We start from the raw sequence: 14,588 nt of genomic DNA, 5'->3' as shown, positions 1-14,588 counted from the left end.
CACTATACCCAGCGCCGGCGCCTTCTGGGCTCCTCCACCCCCTCCAGGACTCCCTCAAACACGTGGTCGCCCACCTGCTGGGCTATCCTCACGGGAAGCCCCTCCTCCAGCTGGACCAGGGTGAGGCCCGGGCGCAGGCGGTAGTGGCGGCGCCGGCGTCCTTCCACCTCGAGGTCCGAAAGCCTTTCCACATATACCCTCCCCCCGGGCATGGGAAACCGCGCCACGTCCCCGGGCTCTAGGGCCAAACCGGGCAGGGCCAGGAGGAGGGAAAGGGGGTCATGGTAGGGGGCCACAAAGGGGAAGGCCAGGCTCTCCTTGCCCTGGCTGACCAACACCACCCCGTCCTCCTCCAACCTCTCCACGGTGAAGACCCGGCTCTCCCGTCCTTCCACCCGCTCGGCAAAGTACCGGGAAAAGCCTTCCGCATCGGTTTCCGTTTGCCAGCGCTGGCGGGTCTTGGGCAAGGGCAGGTTCACCTCGGCGGTGAGGGTGGCCTTCACGCCCCCTTCCAGAGGGCGCACCTCCAGCCTGCCCTCCCCCGCCTCCTCCCCGGCGAAGAAGTACCGGTACACGTAGATGGCGGGGCGCTCGGTCATGGCCTTAGCGTACCTTGATGACCAGGGGTGGCCCCGGCACCTCCAAGAGGTAGTCCACGGGATCGCGGCCCGCCACCCGGATACGCAACCGGTACACGCCCTTCTGGTCAAACTCCGCCCGTCCCGGGGCGGTGAGGAGGAGCTGGCCGGGAGCCATCCGGGAACCCTCCGGCACCTCGAGGAGGAACACCTCCGCCCGCTCCGTAGGGGGATCGGTGCGGAACTCCATCACGTAGCCCCCCGGGGAAGAGGAAGGGGGACGAAGGAAGAATAGGGCCAGGCCCAGAAGAAACAGCAAACCGAGAAGCCCCAAAAGCAGGGGGCGCCTTCTCGGGCGCGGCGGCTCCACCACGGCAAAGGAAGGCTCCTCAGGCTCCTCTATGCGGACGACCCGGGGGCGGCTTGGGGTTATGCCCTCGGATAGCGAGGCCTCCGAGGTCTTGGGGGAAACCCCGTGGTCATCCGCCATCCCGGGCACGGGATCCACGCTCAGCACCTTCCGCCCGGAAGAAGGAGGCCTGATGGGTTCCTCCTCAGGCCTGGCCGAGGGTTCCTCGAGGGGGCGGGCATCCTGCGCCGTGTCCCCCGGCCCTGGGCTACCCGGAACCTGGGGCGAGGCCTCAGAAAAAAGGACCTCCAGAGGCTCCTTCCCGGCCTCTATCCCCTCCAAAAGCTCCTTAAGGCCAAACTCGGGGTAGCGCTCCCCAGCCAGGGCCCGGGCCAGGGCCACCAGGGCCTTTTCCGGCTCTCCGGAAAGCTCCTTCAGCCCCACCCCAGCCAGCCACACCCGCTTGCCCTTCACCAGGCAGAGTTCCGGGATGGGCGCATGGGACACCCCCTGGGCTTTTAAGGCCGCCAAGATCCGGGCCATCCCCCTCAGCCACTGCTCCAGCCGCTCCAGGTCCGCTACCCCCAGGTACTGGCTCAAGGGCACCGCCCCGATGGGCCACTCCAGTACCCAGGCCTCCGGGGTCTCTTCCAAAAGGGGAAGCACCCCCTCCGCCGCCACCGGTACCCCTTGGGCACCCTTTAGCACCATCACCGGCATCCCGGTGCGGGTGTCCTGACCCTCAAAGGCAATGGTGGAAGCAATACGGGCAAGAATGCGCCGCAACCAATAGTTACCCAAAACCTCCATCCCCCCAAGTATAGCCACCTGAACCCCCCAACTGGCTGGCCCCGGAACCAAACCCCCTCTATTCTGATGTGTGTACCGCATCGGCCAGCTGGCTAGGCATGTTGGGGCGAGCCCCGACACGTTGCGCTTCTATGAGCGCAAAGGCTTGGTCCACCCCGTGGCCCGTAGCGAGGGAGGCCACCGCCTTTACGGGGAGGAGGCCCTCCGCCGCCTCAACTTCATCAATCAGGCCCAGGCCTTGGGCCTGACCTTGGAGGAGATCCGTGCGATGCTGAGGGTCATGGAGGAAGGTCGCCCTCCTTGCGCCGACGTGCGCCGGGTGTTGCGCCAAAAGGTGTCCCTGCTGGAAAGGCGCATCGCCGAGCTTACCGCTTTGCGCGCTGCCTTGACCGAGCGGCTAAGGTGGGCCGAGGCCCACCCCGACCCTCTCTGCGAAGGCCACGACCACTGCGTTTACCTGGACTCTACCCCCACGTGACCATGTTTAGGCTGGCCCAGCGTTCGAGAAGGTAACGAGGATATACCCTTCTTGCAGGAGGATTCTCAGGCTGGGGTGATCCCTGTACGGTATTCGCCAAGAAAGGGAATCCCGAGGGCCTTTAGGGCCTCCTTCATCCCAAAGGCTTGAGCGCAGTAGGCGCAGGCACCTTGGATACAGCTCCGCACCGATAGAAAGAGGGCGTGGGCCTTATGACTAGGACTAGCCAAGGCGGCAAGCTCTTGGGTACCCGCCCCGTCAAAGAGGAGGCGCACCTCATCCCCGGCTTACTTAAGCTCCTGGGCCAGCATGAGGGTGTTCACAAGTCGCCCCAGGCCCTCGTGGGTTTCCGTGCCTGCCAGAACCAGGATGGCTACCTTGCGCATACCCATCACCTGTAGGTTAGCCTGAGCTAGGAGCAGCGCACTGGCTGTAAAAGGTTTTACAAGCCGGATTTCAGGCTATACTGACCGTAAGCGGATGGACTGGCTACGAGCCCTTTTCCGCCCCAGGGGAGGCCCTCCCCAACACTTCTTTCTTCCCGAAGCCTCCTGGCACCGGCGTATATCACCGGAAGCCATGGCCGAGATGGAGGCTATATGCCCTCCCAGACGCTATCGCAAGGGGGAGGCTATTTTCCTCCTAGGGGACCCTGCCCAGGGCTTTTTCATCCTGATGGAGGGGCGGGTGCGCCTCATCCTGCCCACGACCAAAGGAGAACGAACCTTGGCTCTGCTCGGCGAGGGGGATATCTTCGGTGAATCCTTTCTAACCGGAAAGCCCGCACAGACCACCACCGCCCTGGTCCAGAGCCCCCAGGCGGTGGTCTGTCCTGTTTCCCGGGAGCAGTTTCTGGAAATCGCCCGCACCCTGCCTGAGGTGGCCTTGGCCTTTGCCTCCCTTCTTGCGGAAAGGATCGGACAGCTCACGGAGGAAATAGCTCGAGGGGCCCTGCCTGCCCCCGTACGGGTGGGCAGGCTTCTCCTGAACCTGGGGCGCCGCTTTGGCCACTTGGGGAAAAACGGGAGCATCCTGCTGGATCTGGACCTTTCCCAGGAGGAGCTGGGCACCTTCTGCGGAGTCACCCGGGTCACCGTAGCCCAGGCCTTCCGCCTCTTTCGCGCGGAAGGCGTTTTGGAAAGACAGGGGTCTGGGTACGTGCTGTACCCAGACCGCCTAGAAAGCCTTCTGGAAACGTGGGAGGGCCTTTAGCGAATGGCTGTGCTGAACACGTAATCCTGGCCTCGGGCCCGGGCATGGCAGGAGGAGCACATCGGAACTTTTCCTGCCACTTCCACCTCCCCTTTGGGAGTGTACTTGGCCCAGAACCAGTCCCCGTGATCGGGATCGTACCCTTTGCCCCGCTTGACCATAACGGTAATCCCATCCAATGTCCCATCCGGCATGTGGTTGTCCTTGACGATGACCGAGCCTACCGGGTACTGCCCAACCTTGGCTTTTATGGCATCGAAGGCGATGCTGTTCACGAAGGTGCGGAGTAAGGCTCCATGGGGCTCAGTGCCCTGGTAGAAGCCCATGGGCTTCCCCGGGATGTAGTGCCAGCTAAGCCGGTAATCCTCCCCAGAAGCCCCGGCCAGAAGCCGCCAAAGCCTTTGGGCAAAGGCTGCATCCTGGTCTACAGCCTGGGACAGGGCTAGGATGGACCAGCCGATCGCCATTATCCCCAGTATGGCCTTGTACCTTTTCCTCATTGGCCACCTCCAGGCCTCCAACCTAGGCCAGGGGAAGAACAACCGCTATAAACTCCTTTACACCCCTTAACTTCCTTTGGGGCTTGACTTTGGAGCTAACTCCAAGGTTTACCCTGGCAGTATGAAGGTCGTGCGCCGTTACCCGCTCAAGGTTTCCCAGATGCAGGGCGCCCATTGTCACCGAGCGGTGGAGGGTGCCCTCATAGGGGCTGGCCCAAGGCCTGCCAAGTATGTGTCCGGAAGGGAAGAAGTAAGGGTGACCTACCTGCGCAAGGAGGCTAAAGGGGTGAAGGAAGCCTTCCCCGAGGGAAGGCTAAAGGCCCTGGGGGTTGTGGGTTACCCCGCACGGGTCCTTGGGGAGGAGAAGCTATGAAGTACGATCTAATCATCGTCGGCTCGGGCTCGGCCGGGGTGGCCGCAGCCTTGGAGGCTGCCGCGAGGGGGGCCAAGGCGGCGGTGGTTGAGGGCGGGACCCTGGGCGGGACCTGCGTCAACGTGGGATGCGTGCCCTCCAAAGCCCTGTTGCGTGCCGCCGAGGCCTTCCACAAGGCCAAGCATCATCCCTTCCAGGGCATCCACACCCAGGCGGTGCGGGCGGAGCTCCCCGCGATTATCCGACAAAAGGATCGGCTTGTGGAGGAGCTTCGCCAGGAAAAGTATGCGGACGTTTTGCAGGCCGCAGGGGTATCCCTGATCCAGGGCCAGGCCAGGTTCCAAGATGAGGAAACCCTGGAGGTGAACGGCGGGGCCTACAAGGCCGAGGGCTATGTGTTGGCCACCGGCGCGAGTCCAACCCTACCTCCCATCCCCGGCCTGGCCGAAAGCCAACCCTGGACGTACCTGGAAGCCCTCTTCCCAGATATCCATCCCGAAAGCCTGGTGGTCATCGGTGGAGGCCCTATCGGGCTAGAGATCGCCCAGATCTACGCCCGGCTTTGTACCCGGGTAACGGTGCTGGAGGCCACCCCCTACCTCCTCCCCGCCGAGGATCCCGAGCTCAGCCGCCTGCTCCGGGGCTATCTGGAGGACGAGGGGATGGAAATCCAAACCGGGATCAAGGTGCTGGGGGTAGAACGCCAGGGCGATGGGTTCTCAGTCCACACCCAGGGGCGAACATACCAGGCCCAGCGCCTCTTGGCGGCCACTGGGCGCAAGCCCCGCACCCAGGGGCTCAACCTCGAGGCCGCCGGGGTGGGGCTAGGCTCCCGGGGAGAGGTCCTGGTGGACGAGTACCTTAGAAGCACCAACCCCCGCATCTTTGCCGCCGGCGACGTGGCGGGCCTACCCCAGTTCGTCTACGTGGCGGCCCAGTACGGGCGCGTGGCCGCACGGAATGCCCTTGGGGGAAGGGAGGCCCTCGAGCTTAAGGCCGTGCCCCGGGTCACCTTCACGGACCCTGCCCTGGCCACTGTGGGGCTCACTGAGATGGAGGCCCGCCACCTCCACGGCCAGGACGTCCGAGTATCCCGGCTTCCCCTGGACCTCCTTCCCAAAGCCCTGGTACAGCACGATCCCCGCGGTCTCTTCAAGCTGGTGGTGGACGCCGAGGGGACGGTGCTGGGGCTTTCCGTCCTGGCTCCCGAGGCTGGCGATGCCCTGCAGGAAGCGGTACTGGCGGTCAGGTTCGGCCTCCACTACCGCGACTTGATCGACACCTTCCACCCCTACCTGACCCTGGCGGAAGGCATCCGCCTGGTAGCCCAGGCCCTGGACACCGAGGTGGGGATGCTTTCCTGCTGTGCCTAATGCCATGACCCCAGCCTCGGTTAAAACCCACCCCCCTTCCCTGCGCTGCGCCCTTTGCGGAGCAAAGACCCAGGGCCCTTCCCTCTGGGTGACCATCGAAAGCGAGCCCTATCCGGTGGAGGATGCCACCTGCGCCCGCCTCCTGGAAGAGAACCCTGTGGCCGCCGTAGGCCCCCGGGCTGAACTCTCCTATCGGCCTGGCTGCCCGCGCTGCCTAGCCAAGGTAGCCCTGTGGCGGGAAGTCCAGCAACGACGTCCCCTGAGGCTTAACCTAAGGCCTACATCCACGGATGCGCCTTGCCCCCGCCTTTTCCTAGAGGGCCAGGAGGACCATATTACCTTGGCAATAGACGATTTGGAGGAGCTTCTCCTTTGGCTTTGGATCCGCTACCCCGGCTTTGCGGGGTGCTGCTAGGAGGTAGATCATGGCCCAGTTTGTGAGGGATCCCGTATGCGGCCGTACCATCAACGCTGAACGCTCGCAGGTATACACTGAGTACCAAGGAAAAACCTACCACTTCTGCTGCAAGCAATATCGGGAAAGTTTCCTAAAGGAGCCCGAGCGGTATGCCAAGGAGGAGCGGCGTGAACCCCCTGAGCGCTAAGTGGGCTACTTTAGGCATTTTAGCTTCCCTGGCACTAGCCTTTGTTTTCCCCGCCGCTTCGCCTCTCCAAGCGGATCGCACCTGCTGCCCCCCATCCGGCGGAGGGGCGACCCTAGCTCCAGGTATCCAGGGCATGGCCAGCGCCTTTGATCCCGCTCAGTACAGAGGTAAGGTCTTAATCGTGAACTTCATGGCAGAGTGGTGCCCGGGTTGCTGGTCCGAGCTACCGGGCCTCGTACGGCTGTCCTGGAAATACAAGGACCGAGGGCTGGCCGTCGTGGGCATCTCGGTGGGGTCCTTGAGGGAGGGAACCCTTAAGCTTATCCAGCAGTTCGGCATTGCCTACCCCGTCTACCTGGACCCTGAAGGCCGCGTCGCTGTAGAACGCTTCCGTCTTACCGGAATGCCCTCAACCTTCATCTACGACAAAAACGGCAAGCTGGTGAGGAGCCTGCGCGGAGGGGTATCCGAGCCGGTGCTGAAGACCATCGTGGCGGCGCTCCTATGAGCCTGTGGCTCTACGCGTTTGTCGCTGGGGCCTTGGCCACGCTTAACCCCTGTGGCTTCGCCCTGTTGCCCGCGGTACTAGGGCGCTTCATGGCCCAAAATCGGGGGGGAGCCAAGGCCGGGTTAAGGCTGGGGCTATCCCTCGCGCTAGGGACCCTAACCGCGTTCGGTACCCTAGGCCTAGCCTTCACATGGGTGGGCGGACTCGTGGGGCGCTACCTTCCCTACCTGAACCTCGGGCTAGGCCTAGGGCTACTGGCAATGGGGTTTCTGGCGCTCCTCGGCAAGGGAGCTCGGCCAAGCCTGGCGCTGCGAGCCTCTAAGGGGGAAAGGTTCGTGCAGTTCTATGGCTTTGGATTGGCCTATGGCTTGGCCAGCCTGGGATGCGCTTTGCCAGTGTTTCTTTCCGTGGTGGGTTTCGCCCTTACCCAAGGTCCGGTGGACGGAGCCCTGGCCTTGCTGGCCTACGGACTGGGGATGGGTGCGGTGCTCACCACGGCAAGCCTGCTGGTAGGGCTAGGCCAAGAGAGGGTGCTCCGGCACCTAGGTCAAGGAGGCAGGTACCTAGGGACCTTAGGGACTTTGCTCCTGCTCCTGGCCGGGGGTTATTTGGTCGGCTATCAGCTGGCCTTCCTCTCCCAGGCCCCTACCGGGGCCCGCTGGATGGGTATCGGGCTAGGACTACTGGCGGCAGCCACAGGCTACGGGTTTTACAGACAAATCCTAATCCGCACCCGCTAGGTGCTCCGCCTATGCCTTCGCCACCCAAAACCCCCAGGACTAGGGTTTCACGTTGGCAACCCCAGCGGCCATCCTCAGGGTTATTCTTTTCCGGTTCTTACCCCTTCCTCCGGCTATATAATCTGCCAAAGGTAGGGCCCTTGGGCCGGAAAGGAGCGGGGATGGAGTTCAAGATCACGCTGACCACGGAGGAGATCGTTCGGGGCTTGAAGCATTACCGCCGCATCGCCAAACAGGACGTTCTCCGGGCGCCGGAGACGCCGAACCCGGAGGTCTTCCGCCGCCATGCGGAGGCCCGGCGCGAGGTCTACGCCAAGCTGGCGGAGGTGGCGGAGGCCGAGGGGCCGGAGGCCGTGGTGCAGTACGCCTTGGAGCTCTACAAGTCCCTGCCCTTCGTCACCGGCACCCCGGAGGACCAGTACCCAGAGATCAAAGGCCAGGAGAACGCCCTGGAGAACTTCTTCCTCATGATCGGCCTGGATCCCAAAACCCGACGGGAAGCCCGCAAGGCCCGGAAACCCTTGCAATGACCCTGGAACTTCTACACGCTCAGGCCAAGGCCTGTACCGCCTGCCGCCTGGCGGAAGGCCGCACCCAGGTGGTCTTCGGGGAAGGGGACCCCGACGCCCAGCTCATGATCGTGGGGGAAGGCCCCGGGGAGGAGGAGGACAAGCAGGGCCGCCCCTTCGTGGGGAAGGCCGGGCAGCTGCTTAACCGGATCCTCGAGGCCGCCGGCATCCCCCGGGAATCGGTCTACATCACCAACATCGTCAAGTGCCGTCCCCCAAATAACCGCGCCCCCTTGCCCGATGAGGCCAAGATCTGCACCGACAAATGGCTCTTGAAGCAGATTGAGCTCATCGCCCCCCAGATCATCATCCCCTTGGGGGCAGTGGCGGCGGAGTTTTTCCTGGGGGAGAAGGTCTCCATCACCAAGGTGCGGGGGCAGTGGTTCAGCTGGCACGGCATCCGGGTCTTCCCCATGTTCCACCCCGCCTACCTCCTCCGCAACCCCAGCCGGGCCCCGGGAAGCCCCAAGCACCTCACCTGGCTGGACATCCAGGAGGTGAAGCGGGCTTTGGACGCCCTACCCCCCAAGGAGCGCCGACAGGTGAAGGCGGTGAGCCAAGAACCCCTCTTTTAGGCCCGGCTCCAAGGGGTGTAGAGGACGGGCAAGGGGCTTACGAAAGGCTCCGCATAGTCCACGCCCAGGTAGTTGCCGAAGTAGCGGCGCATGGCCTTACGGGCTTCCAGGCCCTTAGGGCCCACGGTTTCGCTCACCGCCTCCCCGGAAAACTGGCTCCTGTAGGCCAGCACCGCCTGCTCCCACTGGTCTATGAAGGCGGATATCTTCACCAGGAAGCTGGGGGTGAAGGGATGGTTCCCCGGGTAGAAGAAAAGCCGTTCCACCCGGTGCGGCTCGCCTTCTACCGGGGCCTTCCCCAAGCCCGCCAGGTGCACCGCCGCCACCGCCAAGCGGCTTGCCGCCGTGTGGTCGGGGTGGCGGTCGGCCTCGAAGGGGGCCAACACAATGCGGGGCCTAAGCCGCCTCAGGGCCTCGGCCAGCGTAAGGCGCTGCTCGGGTACGTCCAGAAGCCCCCCGTCGGGCAACCCCAGGTTGCCCCTAAAGTCCAAGCCCAGGATGCGGCTGGCCTCCGCCACCTCTTTCGCCCTTTCCTCCGGGGTGCCTTTGGAGCCCATCTCCCCGCGGGTGAGGTCCAGAATCCCGGTGCTCAGTCCCTCCGCCTTGGCCCGGGCCAGGGTGCCGCCACACCCCAGCTCCCCATCGTCGGGATGAGGAGCCAGGACCAGAAGGTCAAGCACGGCCTCCCTCCTTCTCCCCAAGGCGCCTTTCCGTACCCGCCTGCAGGCGCTTTAGATTCTCCCGGTGGGTCCAGAAGATGAGAAGGGCCATGAGGGCCACGGTGGCCACCTCCCAAAAGGGGCGGGCCAAGGCCAGGGCCAGGACCGTGGCCGCCACCCCCCCGGTCATGCTCCCCGCCGACACGTAACGGGTAAGGAGCATCACCGTGATCCCTATGGGAAACGTCCAAAACGCCAAGACAGGGTCCAGAAAGAGCAGGGTGCCAAAGCTGGTGGCCACCCCCTTCCCTCCCTTAAACCCCAGGAAGAGGGAGTAGTTGTGGCCCAACACCGCCGCCAAGGCCACCCCGCCCAAAAGCGGGCCCTCTATTCCCACCGCCCGGGCGATGAGCACGGCAAGCCCCCCCTTGAAGACGTCAAAAAGGGCCACCACCAAGGCCGGCCCCGGGCCCAAAGCCCTAAGGACATTGGTGGCCCCTATGTTCCCCGAGCCCACCTTGCGGATATCCACCCGGTAGGTGCGGGCCACCAAAACCCCTGCGGGGATGGACCCAAAGAGATAGGCCAGCAAAAGGACCAAAAGCCCCGACACCATAGGGAAGATTCTAACTGCTAGCCGAGGTGTAGCTCCTTAAGGCCACACGAAAGAAAGCCCGGGACAAGAGGAACAAAAAGAAGGCCAGACCCCAAGCCCAGAGGGAAACCGCCCCCCGCCCCAAAGCCACCTCCGCCGGCACGGTGGTGAGGAAGGCCACCGGCACCACGAAGGTAAAAAAGACCCGGTATAAAGCCGGGTAGGCCCCCACGGGGAAACGTCCCGCCTCCAGAAGCCCCCGCAAAACCTCGGTGACGTTGTAGATCTTCACGAACCAGATGCTGGTGGTGGCCAGCAAGAACCACAGGCTATAGAGCATCACGGCCCCCAGAAACCAGTACCCGGCGAAGGCCAGGTAGCCCAAGCCCCCTAGCCCCAGGCGCACCCCCGCATATACCAGAAGGCCCATCCCCAGGAGGAAATCCCCCAAGCCCCAAGGGGAAAACACCCGGAAGGAAAGCCAAAACTGGGGGTCTAGGGGCTTTAGGAGCACGAAGTCCAAGGTGCCTTGTTGTACATGTTCCACGATCTTGTTGAGGTTGGGGGCCAAGAGGGTGCTCCCTAGGCCCTGAAGGAGGGTAAAGGCCGCCAGGACCAAAAGGGCCTCCTCCCAGGACCAGCCCCCGGGCCGGTACCCCCCTTGGTAGAGGAGAAAGAGGCCGAAAAGGGCCCCAAGAAGGGTGAGGGCTGAGGAAAGGAGGCCCAGGAGGAAGTTCAGGCGGTACTCCATCTCCGCCGCCAGGCTCAGGCGCAGGAAGAGGAGGAAAACCCTCAGGTAACGCACTTCCCCATTACACCACGGGTAGACTTAAAGGGTGTCAAGGACGCCTGTGGTTCTAGCCCAGGACCTCACCAAGCACTACCGGGTGGCCCTGAAGGAGGACAGCCTTCTCGCCACCTGGCGCCACTTCCTTTTCCGCCAGTACCGCACGGTGCAGGCGGTGGAAGGGGTGAGCTTCCGCATAGAACGAGGGGAGGTGGTGGGCTTCCTGGGGCCCAATGGCGCCGGCAAGACCACCACCTTGAAGATGCTCACCGGGCTCATCCACCCCACCCGGGGCCAGGCCGTGGTGGCGGGGCACGTACCCTGGCGGCGGGAAAAGGCCTTCCTGAAGAAGATCACCTTGGTGATGGGCAACAAGCAACAGCTCATCTGGGACCTCCCCGCCTGGGACACCTTCCGCCTCAACGCCGCCATCTACGAGATCCCCGAGGAGGAGTTCAAAAAGAGGGTCCGGGAGCTTTCCGATATGCTTTCCCTCACCGAAAAGCTACACCAGCCGGTGCGCAAGCTCTCCTTGGGGGAAAGGATGAAGGCCGAGCTCCTGGCGGCCCTTCTCCACCGCCCGGAGGTCCTCTTCCTGGACGAGCCCACCTTGGGCCTGGACATCAACGCCCAGGTGGCGGTGCGGGAGTTCATCCGGGAGTACAACCGGCGCTACGGGGCCACGGTGCTCCTCACCAGCCACTACATGGCGGATATCGCCGCTTTGGCGGAAAGGGTCTTGGTGATCCATCAAGGAAAGCTCCTCTACGATGGCGCCCTGGAAGGGCTCTTGGAGCGCTTTGCCCCCTACCGGGAGGTGGGGCTCGTCCTGGCCCAACCCTTGCCTAAGGAGGCCCTCCTTCCCTTCGGGGAGGTGAGGGTTCTCGAGGGCCTAAAAGCCCGCCTTTTGGTTCCCCGGGAACGGCTCACGGAAAGGGTGGCCGAGATCCTCAAAAGGCTTCCCGTGGAGGACCTGGAGGTGCGGGAGCCCCCGCTGGAGGAGGTCATCGCCCGGGTCTACAAGATAGCCCCTTTGGCGCACACCCTGGAGGAGGTATGAGGAAGGCCCGGGTTTTGCTCTCCGTTTACCTGGCCTACATGCTGGAGTACCGGGCCGAGCTCTTCCTCTGGGCCTTGGCGGGAGCCCTTCCCCTCATCCTCCTTGGGGTGTGGACGGAGGCGGCCAGGGGCGGGGACTTCCCCTTAAGCCCCGGTGAGTTTGCCCGCTACTTCCTAATGGTGTTCCTGGTTCGCCAGGCCACGGTGGTCTGGGTGGTGTGGGAGTTTGAGCGGGATGTGGTGGAGGGCCGGCTCTCCTTCCGGCTCCTTAGACCCCTGGACCCCTTTTGGGAACACCTGGCCGCCCACGTGGCCGAACGGTTGGCCCGGTTCCCCTTTGTGGTGCTCCTCGTCCTTCTCTTCTTTTGGATCTTCCCCGAGGCCCGCTTTGTGCCTGAACCCCTTCCCCTTTTGCTGGGGCTTCTCTTCACCTTTTTGGCCTTCTTGCTGCGCTACCTGATGCAGTACACCATTGCCATGCTCACCTTCTTCAGCGAGCGGGCGGTTTCCGTGGAGGAGGTCTTCTTCCTCCTCTACCTGTTCCTTTCCGGGACCATCGCGCCCCTCGAGGTCTTCCCCGAACCCCTAAGGACCCTGGCCCTCCTCACCCCCTTTCCCTACCTGGTCTACCTGCCCGCCGCCCTCCTGGCTGGGCAGGAAGTGGACCTCCTCCCGGGGATCTGGATCATGCTCTTCTGGGGTGGAGCCCTCCTTCTCCTTTGGCGGCTCCTTTGGCGGCTTGGGCTTAGGCACTACTCCGGCCAGGGAGCCTAATAGGGGCATGGCCACCCGCTACCGCCTCCGCGGGTGGAGCTCCTTCGGGGAAAGGGATAGAGCCCCATGGGACCCAAACAGGCCTTCATGGTGGCCCGGCTGGACAACCCCTTGCATGAGGCCCCACGGGGTGAGGCTGGGGTCATGGGGCCAAACCCCTGGCGTCTTCCTCCCGACTCGGAACCCGAACCCGACCCGCCCGTCCTTGCCCCACCCTTGGACCGCCCTCGGGACCGCCACCCAGAGGTCCTTCTCCCTATAGAGGTGGCGGACCTCTCCTTGGAGTTGGACCGGGAGGCGGAGCTTCCCCCTTCCGCAGAGGCCGGCATCCCCCAGGTGTGGCCGGTGAAGCTAAAGGAGGGACGCTACCGCCCGAGCCGCCTTCTCTCCCCTTCCGAGCCTGCAAGCCCCTTGGCCTTCCCCGAGGTCAGCCTGGCGTGGGCGCGGTCACCTTGAGGCTGGGGTGGAGGAGGGCGTAGGCGTAGCCGTCGGTGAGGGCCTTAAGGGAGGCCTCGAGGATGTTCTCGCTGGCCCCCACGGTGCTAAAGCGCTCCTCTCCCCGCTTCATCTCAATCATCACCCGCACCCCGGAGTTGGTGCCCGACTCCTGGCCGGCGAGGATGCGCACCTTGTAGTCGGTTAGCTCCACGTCGGAAAGCTCCGGGTAAAACTGGAGCACGGCCTTGCGGAAGGCCCTATCCAGGGCGGAAACCGGCCCCGAGGGGCTTTCCGCGGCGGTGTGCTGGAGGCTTTCCCCCACCCTCACCCGCACCGTGGCCTCGGCCCAAGCGGTGTCCAGGCCGCTTCCGTGCACGAAGACGGAAAACCCCTCCACGCTGAAGGGCAGGCTCCCGCCCTTCAGGCGGTGGGCCAGGAGGTAAAAGCTGGCCTCCGCCCCCTCAAAGGCATAGCCCTCGTACTCCAGGGCCTTGACCTCGTCCAGTAGGCGCTTGGCCTCCTCCTTGGAAAGGTCCACCCCCAGCTCCTGGAGCTTGGCCAGCAGGTTGGACCGGCCCGAGACGTCGGAGACCAAGAACCGGCGGCTATTCCCCACCCACTCGGGAGGAATGTGCTCGTAGGTGCGGGGGTTCTTCAAGACGGCAGAAACGTGCACCCCCGCCTTATGGGCGAAGGCCGACTCCCCCACGTAGGGGGCGCGGCGGTTGGGGGATTGGTTGGCCCTCTCGTCCACGAAGTGGGAGAGCTCCTTCAGGCCCTTAAGCCTTTCTTGGGGGATGGCGGGAATGCCGTACTTAAAGACCAGGGTGGGGAGGAAGCTGGTCAGGTTCAGGTTGCCGCACCGCTCCCCGTAGCCGTTGATGGTGCCCTGGGCGTGGGTGGCCCCGGCCCGCACCGCCGCCAAGGCGTTGGCCACCGCCAGCTCGGCGTCGTTGTGGGGATGGATGCCGATCCTCAGGCCGGGAAAGCGCTCCACCACCACCTTGGTGATGGCGTAGACCTCCTCCGGCAAGGTCCCCCCGTTGGTGTCGCAAAGGACCAGGGTGTCCGCACCCCCTTGGGCCGCGGCCTCCAGGGTGGCCAGGGCATAGCCCGGGTCCTCCTTGTACCCGTCAAAGAAGTGCTCGGCGTCGTAGACCACCCGCCTTCCCCGCCCGGCCAGGTAGGCCACGGTGTCCTGGATCATGCGCAGGTTCTCCTCCAGGGTGGTCTCCAAGGCCTCCAAAACGTGCAGGGTCCAGCTCTTGCCAAAGAGGACCACCACCGGGGTTTCCGCCTGCAAAAGGGCCAGGACCGAAGGGTCCTCCTCCGGCAAAAGCCCTTTTCGCCTGGTGGCCCCAAAGGCGGCCAGCCTGGCCTCCCCCAGGTCCACCCCCTTCATGCGGGCAAAGAACTCGGCGTCCTTGGGATTGGACCCGGGCCAGCCCCCCTCAATCAGGTGCACCCCGAAGGCGGAAAGGCGCTTGGCGATGGCCACCTTGTCGTCCACGGAAAGGCTGATGCCCTCCCCTTGCGTTCCATCCCGTAGGGTGGTGTCTAGGATCTCCACCATCTCCTCACCCCTGGAAGCCCCCCTTGGCCAAGC

At 64.2% G+C, this 14,588-nt stretch carries 21 protein-coding genes; 13 read left to right on the top strand and 8 right to left on the bottom strand.

Features of this window, described 5'->3' with window-relative positions:
* Nucleotides 1-2 precede the first annotated feature (2 nt).
* Both L0D16_RS00525 and L0D16_RS00520 read right to left on the bottom strand, forming a co-directional pair.
* The gene (locus L0D16_RS00525) at nucleotides 3-599 is read right to left on the bottom strand and encodes a hypothetical protein (protein ID WP_243029390.1); all 597 of its coding nucleotides are present in this window, start codon (nucleotides 597-599) and stop codon (nucleotides 3-5) included.
* Nucleotides 600-603: 4 nt separating this feature from the next.
* Complete coding sequence (locus L0D16_RS00520; protein WP_243029389.1) at nucleotides 604-1,737, bottom strand: hypothetical protein; 1,134 nt, start codon at nucleotides 1,735-1,737, stop codon at nucleotides 604-606.
* Between the two features lie 70 nt (nucleotides 1,738-1,807).
* Here L0D16_RS00520 and L0D16_RS00515 point away from each other — a divergent pair, with 70 nt between their 5' ends.
* A complete protein-coding gene (locus tag L0D16_RS00515; protein ID WP_243029388.1) occupies nucleotides 1,808-2,215 on the top strand; it encodes a heavy metal-responsive transcriptional regulator in 408 nt (135 codons plus the stop codon).
* A 65-nt stretch (nucleotides 2,216-2,280) separates the two neighbouring features.
* On the opposite strand, the gene L0D16_RS00510 is transcribed toward L0D16_RS00515, so the two are convergent.
* Nucleotides 2,281-2,490 carry a hypothetical protein gene (locus tag L0D16_RS00510; protein WP_243029387.1) on the bottom strand — a complete coding sequence of 70 codons (210 nt, stop codon included), beginning with the start codon at nucleotides 2,488-2,490 and terminating at the stop codon, nucleotides 2,281-2,283.
* Nucleotides 2,491-2,695: 205 nt separating this feature from the next.
* Between L0D16_RS00510 and L0D16_RS00505 the strand changes: the two genes are divergently transcribed.
* Nucleotides 2,696-3,427, top strand: a complete 732-nt coding sequence (locus L0D16_RS00505) for a Crp/Fnr family transcriptional regulator (RefSeq protein ID WP_243029386.1) — start codon at nucleotides 2,696-2,698, stop codon at nucleotides 3,425-3,427.
* Here L0D16_RS00505 and L0D16_RS00500 read toward each other — a convergent pair.
* Nucleotides 3,424-3,894, bottom strand: coding sequence for a cytochrome P460 family protein (locus L0D16_RS00500; RefSeq protein WP_243029385.1), 471 nt, complete (start codon nucleotides 3,892-3,894; stop codon nucleotides 3,424-3,426). The two genes, L0D16_RS00505 and L0D16_RS00500, sit on opposite strands and share 4 nt — an antisense overlap.
* A gap of 154 nt (nucleotides 3,895-4,048) precedes the next feature.
* Between L0D16_RS00500 and L0D16_RS00495 the strand changes: the two genes are divergently transcribed.
* The 8 genes from L0D16_RS00495 to L0D16_RS00460 all read left to right on the top strand — a co-directional run bounded on the left by L0D16_RS00495 (nucleotide 4,049) and on the right by L0D16_RS00460 (nucleotide 8,670).
* Nucleotides 4,049-4,300, top strand: a complete 252-nt coding sequence (locus tag L0D16_RS00495; RefSeq protein WP_243029384.1) for a hypothetical protein — start codon at nucleotides 4,049-4,051, stop codon at nucleotides 4,298-4,300.
* Nucleotides 4,297-5,673: a mercury(II) reductase gene (gene merA, locus L0D16_RS00490; protein WP_243029383.1), complete on the top strand. Its 1,377-nt coding sequence runs from the start codon at nucleotides 4,297-4,299 to the stop codon at nucleotides 5,671-5,673. Before L0D16_RS00495 ends, merA begins: the two co-directional genes overlap by 4 nt.
* A gap of 88 nt (nucleotides 5,674-5,761) precedes the next feature.
* The gene (locus L0D16_RS00485) at nucleotides 5,762-6,088 is read left to right on the top strand and encodes a hypothetical protein (RefSeq protein WP_243029382.1); all 327 of its coding nucleotides are present in this window, start codon (nucleotides 5,762-5,764) and stop codon (nucleotides 6,086-6,088) included.
* Nucleotides 6,089-6,098: 10 nt separating this feature from the next.
* Complete coding sequence (locus L0D16_RS00480; RefSeq protein ID WP_243029381.1) at nucleotides 6,099-6,278, top strand: YHS domain-containing protein; 180 nt, start codon at nucleotides 6,099-6,101, stop codon at nucleotides 6,276-6,278.
* Complete coding sequence (locus L0D16_RS00475; protein WP_341474609.1) at nucleotides 6,241-6,786, top strand: TlpA family protein disulfide reductase; 546 nt, start codon at nucleotides 6,241-6,243, stop codon at nucleotides 6,784-6,786. The genes L0D16_RS00480 and L0D16_RS00475 overlap by 38 nt, the downstream gene beginning before the upstream one ends.
* Nucleotides 6,787-6,980: 194 nt before the next feature.
* A complete protein-coding gene (locus L0D16_RS00470) occupies nucleotides 6,981-7,526 on the top strand; it encodes a hypothetical protein (RefSeq protein WP_479725465.1) in 546 nt (181 codons plus the stop codon).
* Nucleotides 7,527-7,687: 161 nt separating this feature from the next.
* Nucleotides 7,688-8,056: a hypothetical protein gene (locus L0D16_RS00465; protein WP_003044617.1), complete on the top strand. Its 369-nt coding sequence runs from the start codon at nucleotides 7,688-7,690 to the stop codon at nucleotides 8,054-8,056.
* The gene (locus L0D16_RS00460) at nucleotides 8,053-8,670 is read left to right on the top strand and encodes a uracil-DNA glycosylase (RefSeq protein WP_243029379.1); all 618 of its coding nucleotides are present in this window, start codon (nucleotides 8,053-8,055) and stop codon (nucleotides 8,668-8,670) included. The genes L0D16_RS00465 and L0D16_RS00460 overlap by 4 nt, the downstream gene beginning before the upstream one ends.
* On the opposite strand, the gene bshB1 is transcribed toward L0D16_RS00460, so the two are convergent.
* From bshB1 to L0D16_RS00445, 3 genes are read right to left on the bottom strand one after another with little or no spacing between them, the layout of a single operon-like run.
* Entirely contained in the window at nucleotides 8,667-9,350 is a 684-nt protein-coding gene (gene bshB1 / locus L0D16_RS00455) for a bacillithiol biosynthesis deacetylase BshB1 (RefSeq protein WP_243029378.1), read from the bottom strand. The two genes, L0D16_RS00460 and bshB1, sit on opposite strands and share 4 nt — an antisense overlap.
* Nucleotides 9,343-9,945, bottom strand: a complete 603-nt coding sequence (gene plsY / locus L0D16_RS00450; RefSeq protein ID WP_243029377.1) for a glycerol-3-phosphate 1-O-acyltransferase PlsY — start codon at nucleotides 9,943-9,945, stop codon at nucleotides 9,343-9,345. The genes bshB1 and plsY overlap by 8 nt, the downstream gene beginning before the upstream one ends.
* Nucleotides 9,946-9,955: 10 nt before the next feature.
* Nucleotides 9,956-10,729, bottom strand: coding sequence for an ABC transporter permease (locus L0D16_RS00445; protein ID WP_243029376.1), 774 nt, complete (start codon nucleotides 10,727-10,729; stop codon nucleotides 9,956-9,958).
* Nucleotides 10,730-10,760: 31 nt separating this feature from the next.
* Between L0D16_RS00445 and L0D16_RS00440 the strand changes: the two genes are divergently transcribed.
* The 3 genes from L0D16_RS00440 (at nucleotide 10,761) to L0D16_RS00430 (ending at nucleotide 13,000) form a co-directional block, all read left to right on the top strand.
* Nucleotides 10,761-11,771 carry an ABC transporter ATP-binding protein gene (locus tag L0D16_RS00440; protein ID WP_243029375.1) on the top strand — a complete coding sequence of 337 codons (1,011 nt, stop codon included), beginning with the start codon at nucleotides 10,761-10,763 and terminating at the stop codon, nucleotides 11,769-11,771.
* Nucleotides 11,768-12,544: an ABC transporter permease gene (locus L0D16_RS00435; protein WP_243029374.1), complete on the top strand. Its 777-nt coding sequence runs from the start codon at nucleotides 11,768-11,770 to the stop codon at nucleotides 12,542-12,544. The genes L0D16_RS00440 and L0D16_RS00435 overlap by 4 nt, the downstream gene beginning before the upstream one ends.
* Nucleotides 12,545-12,610: 66 nt before the next feature.
* Nucleotides 12,611-13,000, top strand: a complete 390-nt coding sequence (locus L0D16_RS00430; RefSeq protein WP_243029373.1) for a Uma2 family endonuclease — start codon at nucleotides 12,611-12,613, stop codon at nucleotides 12,998-13,000.
* Here L0D16_RS00430 and cimA read toward each other — a convergent pair.
* Entirely contained in the window at nucleotides 12,972-14,555 is a 1,584-nt protein-coding gene (gene cimA, locus L0D16_RS00425) for a citramalate synthase (protein WP_243029372.1), read from the bottom strand. The two genes, L0D16_RS00430 and cimA, sit on opposite strands and share 29 nt — an antisense overlap.
* Nucleotides 14,556-14,588 lie beyond the last annotated feature (33 nt).

This window comes from Thermus altitudinis (assembly GCF_022760835.1).
GTDB lineage: Bacteria > Deinococcota > Deinococci > Deinococcales > Thermaceae > Thermus > Thermus altitudinis.
This window is presented reverse-complemented; position numbering and strand designations above follow the sequence as displayed.